15 protein-coding genes and 1 pseudogene are annotated in these 16,283 nt (G+C 65.7%); 10 read left to right on the forward strand and 6 right to left on the reverse strand.

What is annotated here, in order from left to right; genetic code table 11:
* Positions 1 to 2 precede the first annotated feature (2 nt).
* A complete protein-coding gene (locus M9945_RS03930) occupies positions 3 to 1,139 on the forward strand; it encodes an NADH:flavin oxidoreductase/NADH oxidase (RefSeq protein ID WP_367928499.1) in 1,137 nt (378 codons plus the stop codon).
* Positions 1,140 to 1,486: 347 nt separating this feature from the next.
* A pseudogene (locus M9945_RS03935) lies at positions 1,487 to 1,651 on the forward strand (Arm DNA-binding domain-containing protein); the annotation flags it as partial.
* Between the two features lie 27 nt (positions 1,652 to 1,678).
* Here the strand turns inward: M9945_RS03935 and hutC (M9945_RS03940) are convergent.
* Together hutC (M9945_RS03940) and M9945_RS03945 are read right to left on the reverse strand one after the other, a co-directional pair.
* On the reverse strand, positions 1,679 to 2,401 hold the full coding sequence (gene hutC / locus M9945_RS03940; RefSeq protein WP_367943489.1) for a histidine utilization repressor: 723 nt from the start codon (positions 2,399 to 2,401) through the stop codon (positions 1,679 to 1,681).
* A gap of 74 nt (positions 2,402 to 2,475) precedes the next feature.
* Positions 2,476 to 3,819 (reverse strand): formimidoylglutamate deiminase, encoded by a 1,344-nt coding sequence (locus tag M9945_RS03945; RefSeq protein ID WP_367943490.1) that lies wholly within the window; start codon positions 3,817 to 3,819, stop codon positions 2,476 to 2,478.
* A 130-nt stretch (positions 3,820 to 3,949) separates the two neighbouring features.
* Here M9945_RS03945 and hutI point away from each other — a divergent pair, with 130 nt between their 5' ends.
* From hutI to M9945_RS03970, 5 genes are read left to right on the forward strand one after another with little or no spacing between them, the layout of a single operon-like run.
* Complete coding sequence (gene hutI, locus M9945_RS03950; protein WP_367943491.1) at positions 3,950 to 5,203, forward strand: imidazolonepropionase; 1,254 nt, start codon at positions 3,950 to 3,952, stop codon at positions 5,201 to 5,203.
* Positions 5,200 to 6,735, forward strand: coding sequence for a histidine ammonia-lyase (hutH, locus tag M9945_RS03955; RefSeq protein WP_367943492.1), 1,536 nt, complete (start codon positions 5,200 to 5,202; stop codon positions 6,733 to 6,735). The genes hutI and hutH overlap by 4 nt, the downstream gene beginning before the upstream one ends.
* A 2-nt stretch (positions 6,736 to 6,737) precedes the next feature.
* On the forward strand, positions 6,738 to 7,541 hold the full coding sequence (gene hutG, locus M9945_RS03960) for an N-formylglutamate deformylase (RefSeq protein ID WP_367943493.1): 804 nt from the start codon (positions 6,738 to 6,740) through the stop codon (positions 7,539 to 7,541).
* A gap of 13 nt (positions 7,542 to 7,554) precedes the next feature.
* On the forward strand, positions 7,555 to 9,228 hold the full coding sequence (gene hutU / locus M9945_RS03965; RefSeq protein WP_367943494.1) for a urocanate hydratase: 1,674 nt from the start codon (positions 7,555 to 7,557) through the stop codon (positions 9,226 to 9,228).
* Between the two features lie 10 nt (positions 9,229 to 9,238).
* Positions 9,239 to 9,811 carry a HutD family protein gene (locus M9945_RS03970; protein WP_367943495.1) on the forward strand — a complete coding sequence of 191 codons (573 nt, stop codon included), beginning with the start codon at positions 9,239 to 9,241 and terminating at the stop codon, positions 9,809 to 9,811.
* Positions 9,812 to 9,844: 33 nt separating this feature from the next.
* Here the strand turns inward: M9945_RS03970 and hutC (M9945_RS03975) are convergent, their stop codons facing one another.
* The 4 genes from hutC (M9945_RS03975) to M9945_RS03990 form a co-directional block, all read right to left on the reverse strand.
* Positions 9,845 to 10,639: a histidine utilization repressor gene (gene hutC, locus M9945_RS03975; protein ID WP_367928508.1), complete on the reverse strand. Its 795-nt coding sequence runs from the start codon at positions 10,637 to 10,639 to the stop codon at positions 9,845 to 9,847.
* A gap of 84 nt (positions 10,640 to 10,723) precedes the next feature.
* Complete coding sequence (locus tag M9945_RS03980) at positions 10,724 to 11,824, reverse strand: histidinol-phosphate transaminase (protein WP_367943496.1); 1,101 nt, start codon at positions 11,822 to 11,824, stop codon at positions 10,724 to 10,726.
* Positions 11,825 to 11,863: 39 nt separating this feature from the next.
* The gene (locus M9945_RS03985) at positions 11,864 to 12,340 is read right to left on the reverse strand and encodes a RidA family protein (protein ID WP_367943497.1); all 477 of its coding nucleotides are present in this window, start codon (positions 12,338 to 12,340) and stop codon (positions 11,864 to 11,866) included.
* A gap of 23 nt (positions 12,341 to 12,363) precedes the next feature.
* Positions 12,364 to 13,299, reverse strand: a complete 936-nt coding sequence (locus M9945_RS03990; protein ID WP_367943498.1) for a DUF6282 family protein — start codon at positions 13,297 to 13,299, stop codon at positions 12,364 to 12,366.
* 234 nt (positions 13,300 to 13,533) lie between these two features.
* Here M9945_RS03990 and M9945_RS03995 point away from each other — a divergent pair, with 234 nt between their 5' ends.
* The 3 genes from M9945_RS03995 to M9945_RS04005 are packed head-to-tail and all read left to right on the forward strand — an operon-like array spanning position 13,534 to position 16,279.
* Entirely contained in the window at positions 13,534 to 14,751 is a 1,218-nt protein-coding gene (locus M9945_RS03995; protein ID WP_367928512.1) for an ABC transporter substrate-binding protein, read from the forward strand.
* Positions 14,748 to 15,572 (forward strand): ABC transporter ATP-binding protein, encoded by an 825-nt coding sequence (locus tag M9945_RS04000; protein WP_367943499.1) that lies wholly within the window; start codon positions 14,748 to 14,750, stop codon positions 15,570 to 15,572. Before M9945_RS03995 ends, M9945_RS04000 begins: the two co-directional genes overlap by 4 nt.
* Positions 15,569 to 16,279 (forward strand): ABC transporter ATP-binding protein, encoded by a 711-nt coding sequence (locus tag M9945_RS04005; RefSeq protein ID WP_367943500.1) that lies wholly within the window; start codon positions 15,569 to 15,571, stop codon positions 16,277 to 16,279. The genes M9945_RS04000 and M9945_RS04005 overlap by 4 nt, the downstream gene beginning before the upstream one ends.
* Positions 16,280 to 16,283: the final 4 nt, after the last annotated feature.

Here is a 16,283-nt window from a genome sequence, read left to right on the forward strand (position 1 = left end):
TCATGGCCGCGCTCCTGTTTACGCCTGCCAGGCTCCGGGACCTCGATCTCGCCAACCGGATCGTCGTGTCACCGATGTGTCAGTATAGTGCCGTGGACGGAACCGCCACCGACTGGCATCTGGTGCATTATGGAAGCCTCGCCCTGTCCGGGGCTGGGCTCGTCATACTTGAGGCGACGCATGTGGAACCGCGCGGACGCATCACTCAGGGGTGTCTGGGCCTGTATGCCGATGCCCACGAGGAAGCTCTGACGCGGATCATTACGTTCGTCCGGGAACGAACCGACGCCAAGGTCGGTATTCAGCTTTCGCATTCCGGAAGAAAGGGCTCCGCGCGCCTTCCCTGGATCGATCGCGGTCGCCCACTGACCGTCGAGGAGAACGCCTGGACTACTGTGGCTCCGAGCGCGCTTCCCTTCGCCGATGGCTGGCCTCCGCCCCGAGCAATGGACGGGGAAGACCTTCAGACCACGTTGGAGGCGCATGTGGAGGCCGTCCGGCGCGCCCAACGCGTGGGGTTCGACCTCATAGAGGTCCATATCGCGCATGGCTATCTCCTGCACAGCTTCCTCTCTCCGCTGTCCAATCGTCGCGACGATGGTTATGGCGGGAGCATGGAAGGGCGCATGCGCTATCCGCTGGAGACGTTCGAGGCCATGCGCGCCGCCTGGCCGGCAGCCAGACCAATGGGCGTCAGGGTGACGGCGTGCGACTGGGTCGAAGGCGGTTGGCAGGCCGGCGATGCGGCCGTCTTCGCCAGCGAACTGGCCAAGCGCGGTTGCGACTATATCGCGGCATCTTCGGGCGGAACTTCGCCGAAACAATCCATTCCGCTTTCCGAAGGCTACCAGACTGCTTTCGCATCGCAGCTGCGGCAGGCGTCCGGGTTGCCCACCATGGCGATGGGCATGATCTTCAACCCGAATACGGCCGAGGCGATCTTGGCGCGCGAGGATGCCGATTTCATCGCGCTCGCCCGCGCCATGCTGCACGATCCCCATTGGCCATGGCTTGCTGCTGCAACCCTCGGCGAGAACGTCGCCTATCCTCCCCAATATGTCCGCGGCTATCTTTCACCGTTTCTGCGCGAACAACGGCGACTGGCCACTGGAGCCGAAAGGACTGGCAGCCCCATATGAGGCTGCGATGATCATCAGGGGAGCGCTACCCGACGCCGTGCATATCCCGAAGAAATGCAAGGCCATTTGAAAACATTGGCGAAGGAAGTGAGGAATAGCGCGCCTGAAATCCGCTAAGCGAAACTCCAGCGAGCGTCAGGAATGTCCATAGCGTATTGAAAAATATGATGATTCCCCACTCTCTTCGCCTGTCATGTTTGCTGTTGCTCATAGCGATCCCAGCCCTATTGGGGAAGAATGGGGGGAAGAGTTTCGATGGCGAACCTCAACCGCAGACCCGAAAAACTCTTACTGCGCGGTTCGTCCGTACGATCCAGACACCAGGAAAATAATTCGACGGGCACGGGTTGTTTCTGCGCGTCGAACCGAATGGTTCTCGTTTCCGGGTACAGAGGCTACGGGTGCGCGGCAAGCGCCGGGAGCTTGGTCTTGGGTCGCCGGCGCTAGTGGCATTGGCGGAGGCACGGGAGAAGCCTCTCGAGAACCGCAGGATCGCAACTATAGGGGACCCCATCGAGGAAAAGCTCAAATTGTCGCGTTCATCTTTGCTCTGGCGTGAAGCGCGCGACGAGCGTGTGCCTCCCGCCCGGGTAGTTCAGGCGCACGAAAGTGACGGGGCCGGCATGGTTCCAGGTCCGCCGCTCGACTACGAGACAGGCCGTTCCTTTCGGTTGCTCGAGCAGGCGCGCGATCTCCGTGGAGGCCGCAACCGCTTGAATGCGGTTCTCCGCCGCGCTCCATGGCACCTGCGCAATCAGCCAGCTGCTCGGTGGGTTGGTGCTGAAATCGGCCTGGGCCGCCTCCGGCACGACGCCGGCATTGATGCGCCGCTCCTCTACGCAGAACGGCCTGCCGCCGGCCTGGTGGACGGCCAGCAACTCCACCATGGGGGTCGTCTCCGCCAGTTCCATCAGGCGTCGATCCTCGGCGTTGGACGGCCGCTCCTTGCGGGCGATCAGGGTATAGGCATAGGGCAGGCCGAGCGATTTCACCTCGGCCGCGATGTCGTGAAGCTCGAGTATGGCCGATTGCGCGCGCGGTTTCGTCACGAAGCTGCCGGCCTTGCGGTGGCGCTCGATCAGTCCTGCCTTGGAAAGCTGGGTCATGACCTTGTTGACGGTCATGCGCGAGCAGCCGTAGTGCTCCGCCAGATCGACCTCGAACGGCAGGCGGAAGCCGGGTGGCCATTCGCCGGATACGATACGGCCCTCGATCTCGCTCAGGATCATCTGATGGAGGGTCGTGTCCCGGTCGTTCGCCACATCGGTTTCCTTCCGTGTCTTTTCGCCTTTGCCCTAGCCCATCGATGCCGCAACCGGAACCGGATTCGTGCCGCCTATCCGGCAAGTTCCGCCATCGTCCTCGCGAAGCGTGCGGCGATTTCGTCATGCCTGCGGTGGCGGCCGCCCTCGACTTGCCTGCTGCCGCCCACCCACACGCTGTCCACGCGGATCCCCCGCGCGAAGACGAAATGATCGAGGACCTTGTCTGCCGGCAGATAGGCCGCGGCCGTCAGGTCGAGCGCCAGGAGATCGGCCGGGCGACCTGCCTCGATGCCGCTCGCCGTGCCCAGCGCCAGAGCGCCGCCCGTCAACGCCTGTTCGTAGAGGTTGAGGCCGGTCGACTGGCCCGGCGCGGCGACGACATTGCGTGAGCGTCGCAGCAGGCGCTGCGAATATTCCAGCGTGCGCAATTCCTCCGCCAGCGAAATCAGGATGTTGCTGTCCGAACCGACGCCAAAGCGGCCGCCGGCCGCGAGGAAGGCAGGGGCTTCGAAGACGCCGTCGCCGAGATTGGCCTCGGTGATCGGACACAACCCGGCCACCGCGCCGATTTCCGCCATCCGCACAGTCTCGTCCGGCGTCATCTGGGTGGCGTGGATGAGGCACCAGCGGTCGTCGAGCGGCATGGTGTCGAGCAGCCATTCCACCGGGCGGCGGCCGGACCATGCGATGCAGTCCTCGACCTCCTTCACCTGCTCGGCGACATGGATGTGCACCGGTCCGCCGCCGACGAGGGGGACGACCGCCTTCAGCTCTTCCGGCGTCGCCGCCCGCAGACTGTGCGGGGCAATGCCGAGCACAGCGCCGGGCAGGCCGGCCACGATGTGCCGCGCGCGCTCCATCAGCCGGGCAAATGCGTCGACATCGTGGATGAAGCGGCGCTGTCCCTCCATAGGCGCCGTCCCGCCGAAGCCGGCATGGGCATAGAACACCGGCAGCAGCGTGAGCGCGATGCCGGTCCCGGCGCTTGCGGCGGCGATGCGCGCAGCCATCTCGGCCGGGTCCGCATAGGGGGATCCGTCCTTGTCGTGATGCAGGTAGTGGAACTCGCCGACGCGGCAGAAGCCCGCCTCGAGCATCTCCATATAGAGCTGCGCGGCGACCGCCTCGACTTGATCCGGCGTCATCGAAAGGGCGACGCGGTACATCTCGGCGCGCCAGCTCCAGAAGCTGTCCTCGCCCGGTCCGCGTGTTTCCGCCAGCCCCGCCATCGCCCGCTGGAAGGCATGGCTGTGCAGGTTGGGCATCGCCGGCGCCACGAAGCGGTGACGCTCGTCGCCGGCCTCCGGTGGCACGCCCTGTTCGACGCGTTCGATGCCCGCGGCCGAGAACGTGATGCGCACGTCGCGCGACAATCCGCGCGGCAACAGGGCGTGTTCGGCGTGGATGGCTGTCATGATGAAAGACCCTCCCGGTCGGTTCGGCTGGCGCCCGGACTTCACTTTTCGGCTTGCACCTGCCTTGATTAAGTATATACATAATAATAAGACAAGGCCAACGCAACGCGTTTGTCGGGGGAGATTATCGATGGCGAAGGGCGATCGCATCTGGTCCAATGCGCGGCTGGCGACGCTCGATCCGGCGCTGCCGGGGCTGGGCATCGTGGACGATGCCGCCATTGCCGTACGCGGCGGCCGCATCCTCTTTGCCGGTCCCGCCGCCGACCTGCCCGCCGCTGCGCTTTCCGGCGCCGAGGCCATCGATTGCGGCGGTCGCTGGATCACGCCCGGCCTGATCGACTGCCACACCCATCTCGTCCATGCCGGCAACCGGGCGCGGGAATTCGAGATGCGGCTGGCCGGCGCTTCCTACGAGGAGGTCGCGCGCGCAGGCGGCGGCATCGTATCCTCGGTCGCCAAGGTGCGGGCCGCCGACGAGGCGGGCCTCGTCGGCGAGAGCCTGCCGCGCCTCGACGCGCTGCTGGCCGAGGGCGTCACCACGGTCGAGATCAAGTCGGGTTACGGGCTGACCGTTTCCGACGAGCTGAAGATTCTGCGCGCCGCCCGCAGGCTGGGCGATATGCGCGACATCGCCATTGCCGCGACCTATCTCGGCGCCCATGCGACGCCCGCCGAATACAAGGACCGCAACGGCGATTTCCTGCGCGAGGTGGTTCTGCCGGGGCTTGAAGCCGCGCATGCGCAAGGGCTGGTCGATGCCGTCGATGGCTTCTGCGAAGGCATCGCCTTCTCGCCGGATGACATGCGGCTGGTGTTCGACGCGGCGAAGAAGCACGCCCTGCCGGTCAAGCTCCACGCCGACCAGCTCTCCAACCTGCACGGCGCGGCGCTTGCCGCGTCCTACGGCGCGCTGTCGGCTGACCATCTCGAATATACCGACGATGAAGGGGCCGCCGCGATGGCGAAGGCCGGCACGGTCGCGGTGCTCCTGCCCGGCGCGTTCTATTTCATCCGCGAAACGCGCAAGCCGCCGGTCGAGCTTTTCCGCAAGCACGGCACGCCTGTCGCGCTCGCCACCGACTGCAATCCCGGCACCTCGCCGCTGACCTCGCTGCTCCTCACCATGAACATGGGCGCGACGCTGTTTGCGCTGACGGTGGAGGAATGCATCGCCGGCGTGACCCGCGAGGCGGCCCGCGCGCTCGGCCGGATGGACGAGATCGGTACGCTCGAAGCGGGCAAGCAGGCGGATTTCGCCGTGTGGGACATCGCCGAGCCGGCCGAGCTCGTCTACCGCATCGGCTTCAACCCGCTGCATGCCCGTATCCGGGCCGGCCGCGATGCCACGATCCGGCCTTCCATCGGAGGAAACCACGCATGACCGTCACGCTCCATCCCGGCTCGGTGCCGCTGGCCGATCTGGCCGCGATCTACTGGGACGGCGAGAATGCCGTGCTCGACCGCGGCTTCGATGCCCGGATCCAGAAGACGGCGGCACGCATCGCCGCCATCGCGGCCGGCAACGAGCCTGTCTATGGCGTCAACACCGGCTTCGGCAAGCTCGCCTCGATCAAGATCGACGCCGCCGACACCGCCACTCTGCAGCGCAACCTCATCCTGTCGCATTGCTGCGGCGTCGGTGCGCCCCTGCCGGAGAACGTCGTGCGCCTGATCATGGCGCTGAAGCTCGTCTCGCTGGGGCGCGGCGCTTCGGGCGTGCGGCTGGAGCTGGTGCGGCTGATCGAGGGCATGCTGGAAAAGGGCGTCGTTCCGCTCATCCCGGAAAAGGGCTCGGTCGGCGCGTCCGGCGACCTTGCGCCGCTCGCCCATTTCGCCGCCGTGATGATGGGCGAAGGCGAGGCCTTCCATCGTGGCGAGCGCCTTTCGGGCCGGGAGGCACTGGAACGCGCGGGCCTTGCCCCGGTCGTGCTTGCCGCCAAGGAGGGGCTGGCGCTGATCAACGGCACGCAGGTTTCGACCGCGCTGGCGCTTGCCGGGCTGTTCCGCGCCCATCGCGCCGCGCAGGCGGCGTTGATCACCGGCGCGCTTTCCACCGACGCGGCCATGGGCTCGTCCGCGCCCTTCGCCGCCGATATCCACACGCTGCGCGGCCATAGGGGCCAGATCGACACGGCCGCTGCCTTGCGCGCCCTGCTCGCCGGCTCGGCCATCCGCGAGAGCCACATCGACGGCGACGAGCGCGTGCAGGACCCCTACTGCATCCGCTGCCAGCCGCAGGTCGACGGCGCCTGCCTCGACCTTCTGCGCCATGTCGGCCGCACGCTCGAGATCGAGGCCAATGCCGTCACCGACAATCCGCTGGTGCTGTCCGACGACAGCGTCGTCTCCGGCGGCAATTTCCACGCCGAGCCGGTGGCCTTCGCCGCCGACCAGATCGCCCTTGCCGTCTGCGAGATCGGCGCGATCGCCCAGCGCCGCATCGCCCTTCTGGTCGACCCCGCGCTCTCCTACGGCCTGCCGCCGTTCCTCGCCCGCAATCCGGGGCTGAACTCCGGCCTGATGATCGCCGAGGTCACCTCGGCGGCGCTGATGAGCGAGAACAAGCAGATGGCGCATCCGGCCTCGGTCGACTCCACGCCGACCTCGGCCAATCAGGAAGACCATGTCTCCATGGCCTGCCACGGCGCGCGCCGGCTTCTCCAGATGACGGACAACCTCTTCGCCATCATCGGCATCGAGGCGCTCGCCGGCGCGCAGGGCGTCGAGCTGCGTGCGCCCCTGACCACCGGCCCTGAACTGCGCAAGGCCATCGCCGCGATCCGTGCCGTCGTGCCGGCGCTAGCGGACGACCGCTACATGGCCCCCGACCTTGCCGCCGCGACCGTGCTCGTCGCCGACGGGACGCTGGCAGGCAGCGTGTCGGACGGCCTGCTTCCTGATCTGGAGGGATGACGATGTCCGATCTGTTCGAGGTTTCGCGCGGTTCATCGCCGGTCATCCTGGGCTTCCCCCATACGGGAACCGGGGCGCCGGCCGACATAGAGGCGCGGCTCAACGCCAACGGCCGCCTGCTCGCCGATACCGACTGGCACATCCACGAGCTCTATGCCGGGCTGCTGCCAGAGGCGACCACCGTGCGCGCGACCTTCCATCGCTACGTGATCGATGCCAATCGCGACCCCGAGGGCGTCACTCTCTATCCGGGGCAGAACACCACCGGCCTGGTGCCGACGACCGATTTCGACGGCAAGCGGATCTGGAACGCGGGCGAGGAGCCTTCGCCGGCCGACATCGCGGCCCGCCTCGAAGCGTTTCACCGTCCCTATCATGCCGCCCTAGCGGCGGAGGTCGCGCGCGTGAGGCAGGAGCACGGCGTCGCCGTGCTCTACGATTGTCACTCGATCCGCTCGGTGGTCCCTTTCCTGTTCGAGGGCAGGCTGCCGGATTTCAACATCGGCACGGATATGGGCAGGACGTGCGACCCCAAGATCGAAGCCGCCGCCGTCGAGGTCACCGCGAACGCCGAAGGCTTCACGTCGATCCTCAACGGCCGCTTCACGGGCGGCTGGACGACCCGCCACTATGGCAGGCCGGAAAGCGGCGTCCACGCCATCCAGATGGAGCTCGCCCAGTCCAGCCATCTCGCCGCCGAGGCGCCGCCCTTCGCCTATGACGGGGCCAGGGCCGACAGGCTGCGACCCCACCTGAAGACACTTCTCGAACGCATCGAGCAGATCGCCTTCGGGCTGAAACGCTGAGAGGAGCAGAACCATGACCAATCCCCGCCACAACGAACGGGAAGTCCGCGCGCCGCATGGCGAGAAGCTCAATGCCAGGAGCTGGATGACCGAAGCGCCGCTGCGCATGCTGATGAACAATCTCGACCCGGACGTCGCCGAGCGCCCGCACGAGCTGGTCGTCTATGGCGGCATCGGCCGCGCCGCCCGCACCTGGAACGATTTCGACCGCATCGTCGCCACCCTGAAGGACCTGAACGAGGACGAGACGCTGCTCGTCCAGTCGGGCAAGCCGGTCGGCGTGTTCCGCACCCACAAGGACGCGCCGCGCGTGCTGATCGCAAATTCCAACCTCGTGCCGCACTGGGCGACATGGGAGCATTTCAACGAGCTGGATAGGAAGGGCCTGGCCATGTACGGCCAGATGACCGCCGGCTCGTGGATCTATATCGGCTCGCAGGGCATCGTGCAGGGCACCTACGAAACCTTCGTCGAGGCCGGCCGCCAGCACTATGGCGGCGACCTGAAAGGTAAGTGGATTCTTACCGGAGGCCTCGGCGGCATGGGCGGCGCGCAGCCGCTGGCGGCCGTCATGGCCGGTGCCTGCTGCCTCGCCGTCGAATGCGACGAGACCCGCGTCGATTTTCGCCTGCGCACCCGCTATGTCGACGCCAAGGCGCAGACGCTCGACGAGGCGCTGGCGCTGATCGACCGATGGACGAAGGCCGGCGAGGCAAAGTCGGTCGGCCTGATCGGCAATGCGGCGGACGTGTTCCCCGAGCTGGTGCGCCGCGGCGTCCGGCCCGACATGGTGACCGACCAGACCTCGGCCCACGATCCGGTCAACGGCTATCTGCCGCTCGGCTGGACCGTCGCCGAATGGCGCGAGAAGCAGGAGAGCGACCCAAAGACGGTCGAGAAGGCCGCGCGCGCCTCGATGAAGGTGCATGTCGCGGCCATGGTCGATTTCTGGAACCGGGGCGTGCCGACCTTCGACTACGGCAACAACATCCGCCAGATGGCCAAGGAGGAAGGGCTGGACAACGCCTTCGCCTTCCCCGGCTTCGTGCCGGCCTATATCCGCCCGCTGTTCTGCCGCGGCATAGGACCGTTCCGCTGGGCCGCCCTTTCCGGCGACCCGGAGGACATCCGAAAGACCGACGCCAAGGTCAAGGAGCTGATCCCCGACAACGCCCACCTGCACAACTGGCTCGACATGGCGGCCGAGCGCATCGCCTTCCAGGGCCTGCCGGCGCGCATCTGCTGGGTCGGCCTCGGCGAGCGCCATCGCCTCGGCCTCGCCTTCAACGAGATGGTCAGGAACGGCGAGTTGAAGGCCCCGGTCGTCATCGGCCGCGACCATCTCGATTCCGGCTCGGTCGCCTCGCCCAACCGCGAGACGGAATCCATGAAGGACGGCTCCGACGCCGTCTCCGACTGGCCGCTGCTCAACGCGCTGCTGAACACCGCTTCCGGCGCGACCTGGGTGTCGCTGCACCATGGCGGCGGCGTCGGCATGGGCTTTTCGCAGCATTCGGGCGTCGTCATCTGCTGCGACGGCTCGGAAGACGCCGCCCGGCGCATCGAGCGCGTGCTGTGGAACGACCCGGCGACCGGCGTCATGCGCCATGCCGATGCCGGCTACGACATCGCGCTCGACTGCGCGCGCGAGAAGGGCCTGCGCCTGCCGGGCATCCTCGGCAACTGAGAACGGCACGATGAGGATCGCGCGCCGCGCCGACTACAGGCGCATGGCATGGAAGAACGGGCAGGGCCTTAGCGAGGAGATCGCGGCCTTCCCCGCCGGCAGCGATGTCGACAGCTTCGACTGGCGGCTTTCCATCGCCCATGTCGGGGCGAGCGGCCCGTTCTCGGTGTTCGCCGGCGTCGATCGCACCATTGCCGTGCTCGATGGGGCGGGCATGACGCTCGACCTGCCGGGAGGAGAAAGGGCCGAGCTGGTCGCCGGCGGCGCGCCCTTTTCCTTCTCCGGCGACTGGGAAATATCCAGCAGCAATCTCGGCGGGCCCACGGTCGATCTGAACATCATGACGCGGCGCGGGCGCTGCACGCATGAGATGCGGCGCCTGACGCTGGCCCCCGACGAAAGCGTCCTCGCGTCGCATTTCGCCTGGGTGGTCTTCAACGCGCCGGCGACGATCGAGGCGGATGGGCGAGAGCTGTCGATCGATCGCTTCGACGCATTGTCGCTCGACGCCGGCAAAAGCTTTGTCAACCGTGCCGAAACGCCGGCGGAGATCCTGCTTGTGACGGTCGTCCCGGCAGCGTGAGTCCGCCGGAAATGACCGGCCTGCCCCGAATCGTCAGCCTGTGAAGGTGAAAGTGCCCTTGAGTTCGTAGGCGCTGCCGTCGACCGTTTGCTCGACATGCGTTACGATCTCTCCGCTGCGTTTCGTGCGGCGCTCCACGACCAGGCATGCAGCCCCGGTCCGGAGTTGAAGAGTAGCAGCCAGCTTCTCGTCGGCATTCAGACACCGGATACGATGCTCGGACTCCGTCCAGGGGATGTGCGTCAGCAGCCAGGTGCTGGGAGGCGTGACGGTAAAGTCGATTATGCTGGCCTGGGGAACGGCCGAGACATTGATCAGACGGTCCTCCAGGGCCAACGGCACGTTGTTGGCGAAGTGGCGGCAGACCAGGGCGATGATCGAGACTTTCCGGTTCACCCCCAGGCGCGCCATATCTTCAGGGGTAGAAGATCTTCGGCTGAGCGACAGGAGCTCGTAGCGATAGGCCTGTCCGCGCGAATTGATCTCGCCCTGAATGTCGGGAAGCTTCAGCAGGGTCGAATGCGTCCCGGGAAAGGCGACGAAGGAGCCCAGCCTTCGGCGGCGTTCGATCAAGCCGCTTTCGGCGAGACGCGCGAGCGCGTTGTTCACGGTCATTCGCGAACATGCATAGGTATTCATCAACTCGTGCTCGGATGGCACTTTGTAGCCCGGCGGCCACGCTCCAGACATGATGTTGGTTTCGAATTCGGCCTTGATGCGCTGGGCGAGCGTGTCGCGGACTTCCTTTGCTGCTCTGTTCAAAGCACTGTCTTTCAGGTGATGCGGCGCCGTGATCTTACACAATCGGACCGGGTAGGAAATACGCACCGTCCGGCCAATGTCCCGGACGGGAAGGGCGGTTCGATCGCGCCGGAAAATGCAAGCTGGCGGCGAGCAGGGATAAGGCGCCGATCAGGCTTGCGAAAGCACATGGAGAAATCGGTCATTGTCCGCCGGAGTGCCGACACTGACCCGCACGAATGACTCATATCCCGGCTGCTTCCAGGGCTTCACGATCAAACCCTGCCGCAGCAAGCGGTCGCAAAAGGCGACCGCGTTCTCCCGACAGTCGAAGAACAGGAAATTCCCCTTCGAGGGCGCGACGCGCAAACCTTTCGAGCGCAGGCATGCAGCCACGCGCTCGCGCTCCCCGACCGCAAGTTCCACCACCTTCTCGACATGGGCGGTGTCCTCCAGCGCCGCGCGCGCGGCGACCTGCGCCAACAGGTTTGCGTTGAACGGCGTGCGCACCCGGTCGAGAAAGCCGCCGAGCGACGCGTTGCCCAAAACCCCGTAGCCGAGCCGCAAGCCGGCCAGTCCCCACGCCTTGGAAAAGGTGCGCAACACGATCCAGGGACGGTCCACATCCTTCAGCAGTTCGGCCGCATCCGCGTAGTCCTCCCCGCGGGCGTATTCGACATAGGCTTCATCGACGACCAGCAGGGTGCCCGGCCGGAGGGCGTCCACCACCCGTCGCAGCTCGCCGCCGGTCAGCCATGCCCCGACCGGGTTCATCGGATTGGCGAACATGACCATGCGCGGCACGCGGGCGACGGCGTCGATCAGGCCCTGCACGTCGATCGACAGATCGTCCTTCAGGTCGATTCGTTCTACCGACGCGCCCATCAACGCCGCATAATCCTCGTGCAGCGGGAACGACGGATAAAGCGTCACCATCGTGTCGCCGGGCCGCAGCACGGTGCGGCAGATGACGCTGAGAAGGTCCTCGGAACCATTGCCGAGCACGATGCGGTCCGCCGCGACGCCAAGCCGTCCGGCCAACGCACCTCTCAACTCGTGTCCGGCCGGGTCCGGATAGAGGTGCACCCCCGCCAGCGCATCCACGATCGCCGCCTGAACCGTCGGGCTCGGGCCGAGCGGGTTTTCGTTCGAGCCGAGCTTCGAGATCGTCTCAGCGCCGTATCGCGACCGCACCTCCTCGATTGTCAGGCCGGCATTGTAAGGCGAGATCGACTTGACCTCCTCGCGAACCAGGTCGTCAGCACTGCTCATGGTCGTTCCCACACTGTCGTATCCTGCCAGGCTGCCCGTCTAGACGAGTTGCGCCTCGGCCTCGATTTCGACCGGGATGCCGAACGGCAGTTCGGCCACCCCGATCGCCGACCGCGCATGACGGCCGCGTTCCGGCCCGAATGCCTCGAGGATGACGCTGGTGAAGCCGTTGATGACCTCCGGGATGCGGTCGAAGCCCTCGACGCAATTCACCATCCCGAAGACGCGAACCCAGCCGGCGATGCGGTCGAGATCGCCCAGCTCCCTCTGCAAATTGGCGAGCATCGTATATGCGGTGGCGCGGGCGGCTTCATGGGCCTGCTCGGCGCTTACCTCCGCGCCGACGCGGCCCCTGGCCGAATAGACGCCGCTGGAATTGCCGGGTCCGTGCCCGGAGATCAGCACCCGCTTCCCGACCACGTGAACCCACGGAATAGGCAAGGGACCATTCGGCAACTGGATCGGCGGCGGCAGCACGATCCCCTGGTCGTGCAGCCTTTGCGAAATGATTCCCATCGTCCCGTATCCCGTTCGCCCGCTCAAGCCATGTCCTCGTAAACAAGCCGGTTTGTGTTGATGACCGACATCTCGACGATGTCGTCCTCCCTGATCCCGCGCTTCCGGAACTCAGAGAAATACTCCCGCATCGCGTCCGCGACCGTGGGCGAGAAGATCTGGCCAACGTCGGAGGAGAGGATCACGCCCTGGGGGCCTACTGCCTCGATGACCTCGATATACTGCTCGTAGGTCAGGTCATCCATCGCCAGATTGACGAAGGCCAACTCGCTGTAGGCACCGTAGTCCTTCCAAAGACGCGCCATCGTCTCCGGCTCCAGCTCCGTCGACTGGAACAGCGGATGGGTCAGTATGATGCGTTTCACGCCCATTTCGTGCGCGGTCTTCACCACCGTCAGCGTCTCGTCTTGATCGAGATGACCGGTGGCCAGGATGAGGTCGTTGTCGGCGATCACCTGAAGGGCGCGCTTCATTGCCGCCATCTTGGAATCGTCCTGCGGATCCAGCGCGTAGCCCGTTCCTTCCGCGTAGAAACGGGTGTGGCTGCCTTTGATTCCCCATGCCTGGGACAGGTCGTAGCGGTTGTAGCAACGCAGATGCGCCTCACAGCAGACCGTCGGCATCCACACCACGAAACGGTCGGAATCCGGATCGGCGGCGGTGACATCCCGCTTCCAGCCCGAAAGGGCCGAGCGCACGCCGTGGTCGTCGACACCGCCGCATCCGAAATTCAGCGCCACCGAGCCGACCAGCGCGACCTTGTCGTCGTCCCGGCGGATCTGGCTCACCTGCCCGGTGGTCGGCTGGAAATGGTTCTTCATGACGACGCCGAAGCCTTCGCGACGCGCTTCCTCTGCCAGGGATTCGGCGCTGTAGCGACGGCGCAGGAACTCGGGCCCGATATGGACATGCATATCGATCACGCGTTTGTCGCCGACGTGGGGGAGTGCCTTCATCATGATGTTTCCCTCGCAGAGCAATCTTTTCTTTCATTTTGTATAGACAAGAGATCACGGCTGTCAACGTGTCTCTCTGCCCATGATGCGAGCACATTGCGTGGCCTGGATGCATATACAGTGCTGAAATCATGGGCATCGTTGCGCTCGTGAATCCACTTGACGGGCATCTGCAAATATCTTTGTATAGACAAAAGAAGCGGATTACCGCGCACTGAAGCGAAAAGGGGAACAATCATGACCATATTCACAAGGCGCGCCTTTGCGGCGCTCATGGCATCCTCCGCGTTCTGGGCGATGGGACCCGCCCATGCACAGCAGCCGGCGACCGGCGAGCCAATCCTCATCGGCTCCAGCATGCCGCTCTCCGGCCCGTCGGCCGTGTTCGGCCTCTATTCCCAGGGCGTCGACGCCTACTTCAAATACGTCAACGCGAATGGCGGCATCGATGGCCGCCCGCTCGTGCTGAAGGTCTATGACGATGCCTACGAGCCCGGCCGCACGCTGCAAAACGTCAAGCGCCTGGTCGAATCCGACAAGGTGTTCGCCGTGGCGTTCGTCGTCGGCACCGCGCACAACCTGGCGATCCGCGACTACATGAACGAGCACAAGGTGCCGCAGGTGCTGGCCAACACCGGTCAGGCCGAGTTCGGCGATCCCGAGAAGGTCGCGCAATACCCCTGGACCACGGCCTGGCTGCCGCCCTACGAGTACGAGGCCAAGACGATCGCCGACTACCTCAAGGCGAACGCTCCGGAAGCCAAGGTCGCCATCCTGCGACTCAACGACGACCTCGGCAAAAGCCTGCTCACCGGCTTCGAGAAGGCGATCGAGGGCACCGGCATCACCATCGTCGAGCGGCAGGTGTTCAACCAGAGCGACGCCAGCGTTGCCAGCCCCACCCAGGTTCTCGCCTATTCGGGCGCCGACACGTTCCTCAACTGGTCTTCCGGCACGTTCACGCCCCAGTCCGTGACCACGATGATGGAGAACGGCTGGAAGCCGATGACGTTCGTCATCTCCTGGAACACGTCGCTGCGCACCTACGAGCCCGCGGGCCTGGAGAACATCGTGGGCTTCTTGGCCCCGGCCTACCTCAAGACCCCGACGGACCCCTCATGGGCCGATGACGCGGGGGTCAAGGAGTACAAGGAGGCCGTCCGGACCCATGCGCCGGGCGTCGATCCGGACCAGTACAACGTCGCCTATGGCTACACGGAGGCGGAGATCTTCGTGAAGGCGCTGAAGGCGGCGCCGGAGCTTACGCGCGAAGCGCTCATGAAGTCCCTGCGCAACATGACGATCACCGACATGACGATGACGCTTCCGGGCGTGGTGGTCGAAACCAGCGAGGAGAAGGGCGACTTCTGGCCGATCAACGATCTGGGCATGCGCCAGTTCGATGGGCAATCGTGGGTCGATACGGGTTTCGTCCCGGTCGCGACCGGGGAATGATTCAGGTCGCCACCCGGCGGCAGGAGAGCGTCGCCGTCAAGGCGGCGACGCTTGACGTTGCTGCCGTCAGCCTCAGCTTCGGCGGCGTGCAGGCGCTGGAGGATGTCTCGTTCACCGTGGCGCCTCGCTCGAAATGCGCGTTGATCGGACCGAACGGGGCGGGCAAGACCACGTTGTTCAATTGCATCAACGGCCTGGTGCAGCCGCAGTCCGGCAGCATCCGGCTGAACAGCGAGGAGTTGACCCGGGTCCGGCCGCACGAGGTGTTCTCCAAGGGCATCTCCCGTACGTTCCAGGGCATTGCCCTTGTCCGCGACATGAGCGTGCTGGAGAACGTCATGACCGGCGCGGCCATGTCGCAGCGCCGAGGCATCGTCGCGTCCGGCCTTGCGATCCCGTCCTGTTCCGCGTCCGAGCGCGCGATCCGCTCCCGTGCGCTCGATATCCTGGACGAGCTCGGCCTGGGACACACCGCCCGGCTCATGCCGGGCGATCTGCCTTTCGGCACGCAAAAGCGGGTCGAACTCGCCCGCGCCCTGATGGCCGACCCGACCTTCCTGATGCTCGATGAGCCGGCTAACGGGCTGACCTCCGAAGAAGTCGAGGAACTTGGCCGGGTGCTTGAGCGGATATGGGAGCAACATGACCTCACGCTACTGCTCGTCGAGCATCACATGGGGCTTGTCATGAGCGTCAGCGACGACATTGTCGTGCTCGATGCCGGCAAGGTCATCGCCCACGCCGATCCGGCCTCCGTTCGCAACGATCCGGACGTCATTGCCGCCTATCTCGGCCGCCGGCGATCGGGTACGCCGGAATGAGCGGCCTCGTCATCTCCAATCTCAGCGCGGGATACGGCGAAGCCGCCGTGCTGCGCGACGTCTCGCTCGACCTCGCCGCAAGGGACGTGACGGTCGTTCTGGGCGCCAACGGCGCCGGCAAGACGACGCTTCTGCGGGCCATTTCCGGCCTGCTGAAACAGGTAAGCGGGACCATCGAGTTCGAAGGGCGACAGATGCTCGGCGCCAAGCCCGGGACTATCCTGCGCGCCGGCATCGCGCATGTGCCTCAGGGCCGCGGCACGTTCTTCGACCTCACCGTCGAGGAGAATCTCAGGGTCGGCGGCTTGAGCCGTCCCGCCCGCGACATCGATGGCGACATGGACATCTGGTACGAGCGCCTGCCGAAGCTCGGAACGCGCCGCAATCAGCTCGCGGGGAGCCTGTCCGGCGGCGAGCAGCAGATGCTGGCGATCGCGCGCGCCTTCATGGCGCGCCCGCGATACGTCCTTTTCGACGAGCCGAGCCTCGGGCTTGCGCCGCTTGTGGTCGAGCAGCTCTTCGACCTGCTCGGCACGCTTTCGCGGGAATCGGGGATCGGCATGCTCGTCGTCGAGCAGAATGCCGACCTCGCACTCGAGATCGCGACGAAGGCCTATGTCATCGAGGCGGGCCGCATCGTCGCGTCCGGGACGTCGGCCGAGATGGCCAACAACGATGCCATCCGTCGCGCCTATATCGGCGCCTGAACTC

Origin of the sequence: Aquamicrobium sp., assembly GCF_023954335.1 — a bacterium.
In the GTDB taxonomy this organism is placed as follows: domain Bacteria; phylum Pseudomonadota; class Alphaproteobacteria; order Rhizobiales; family Rhizobiaceae; genus Aerobium.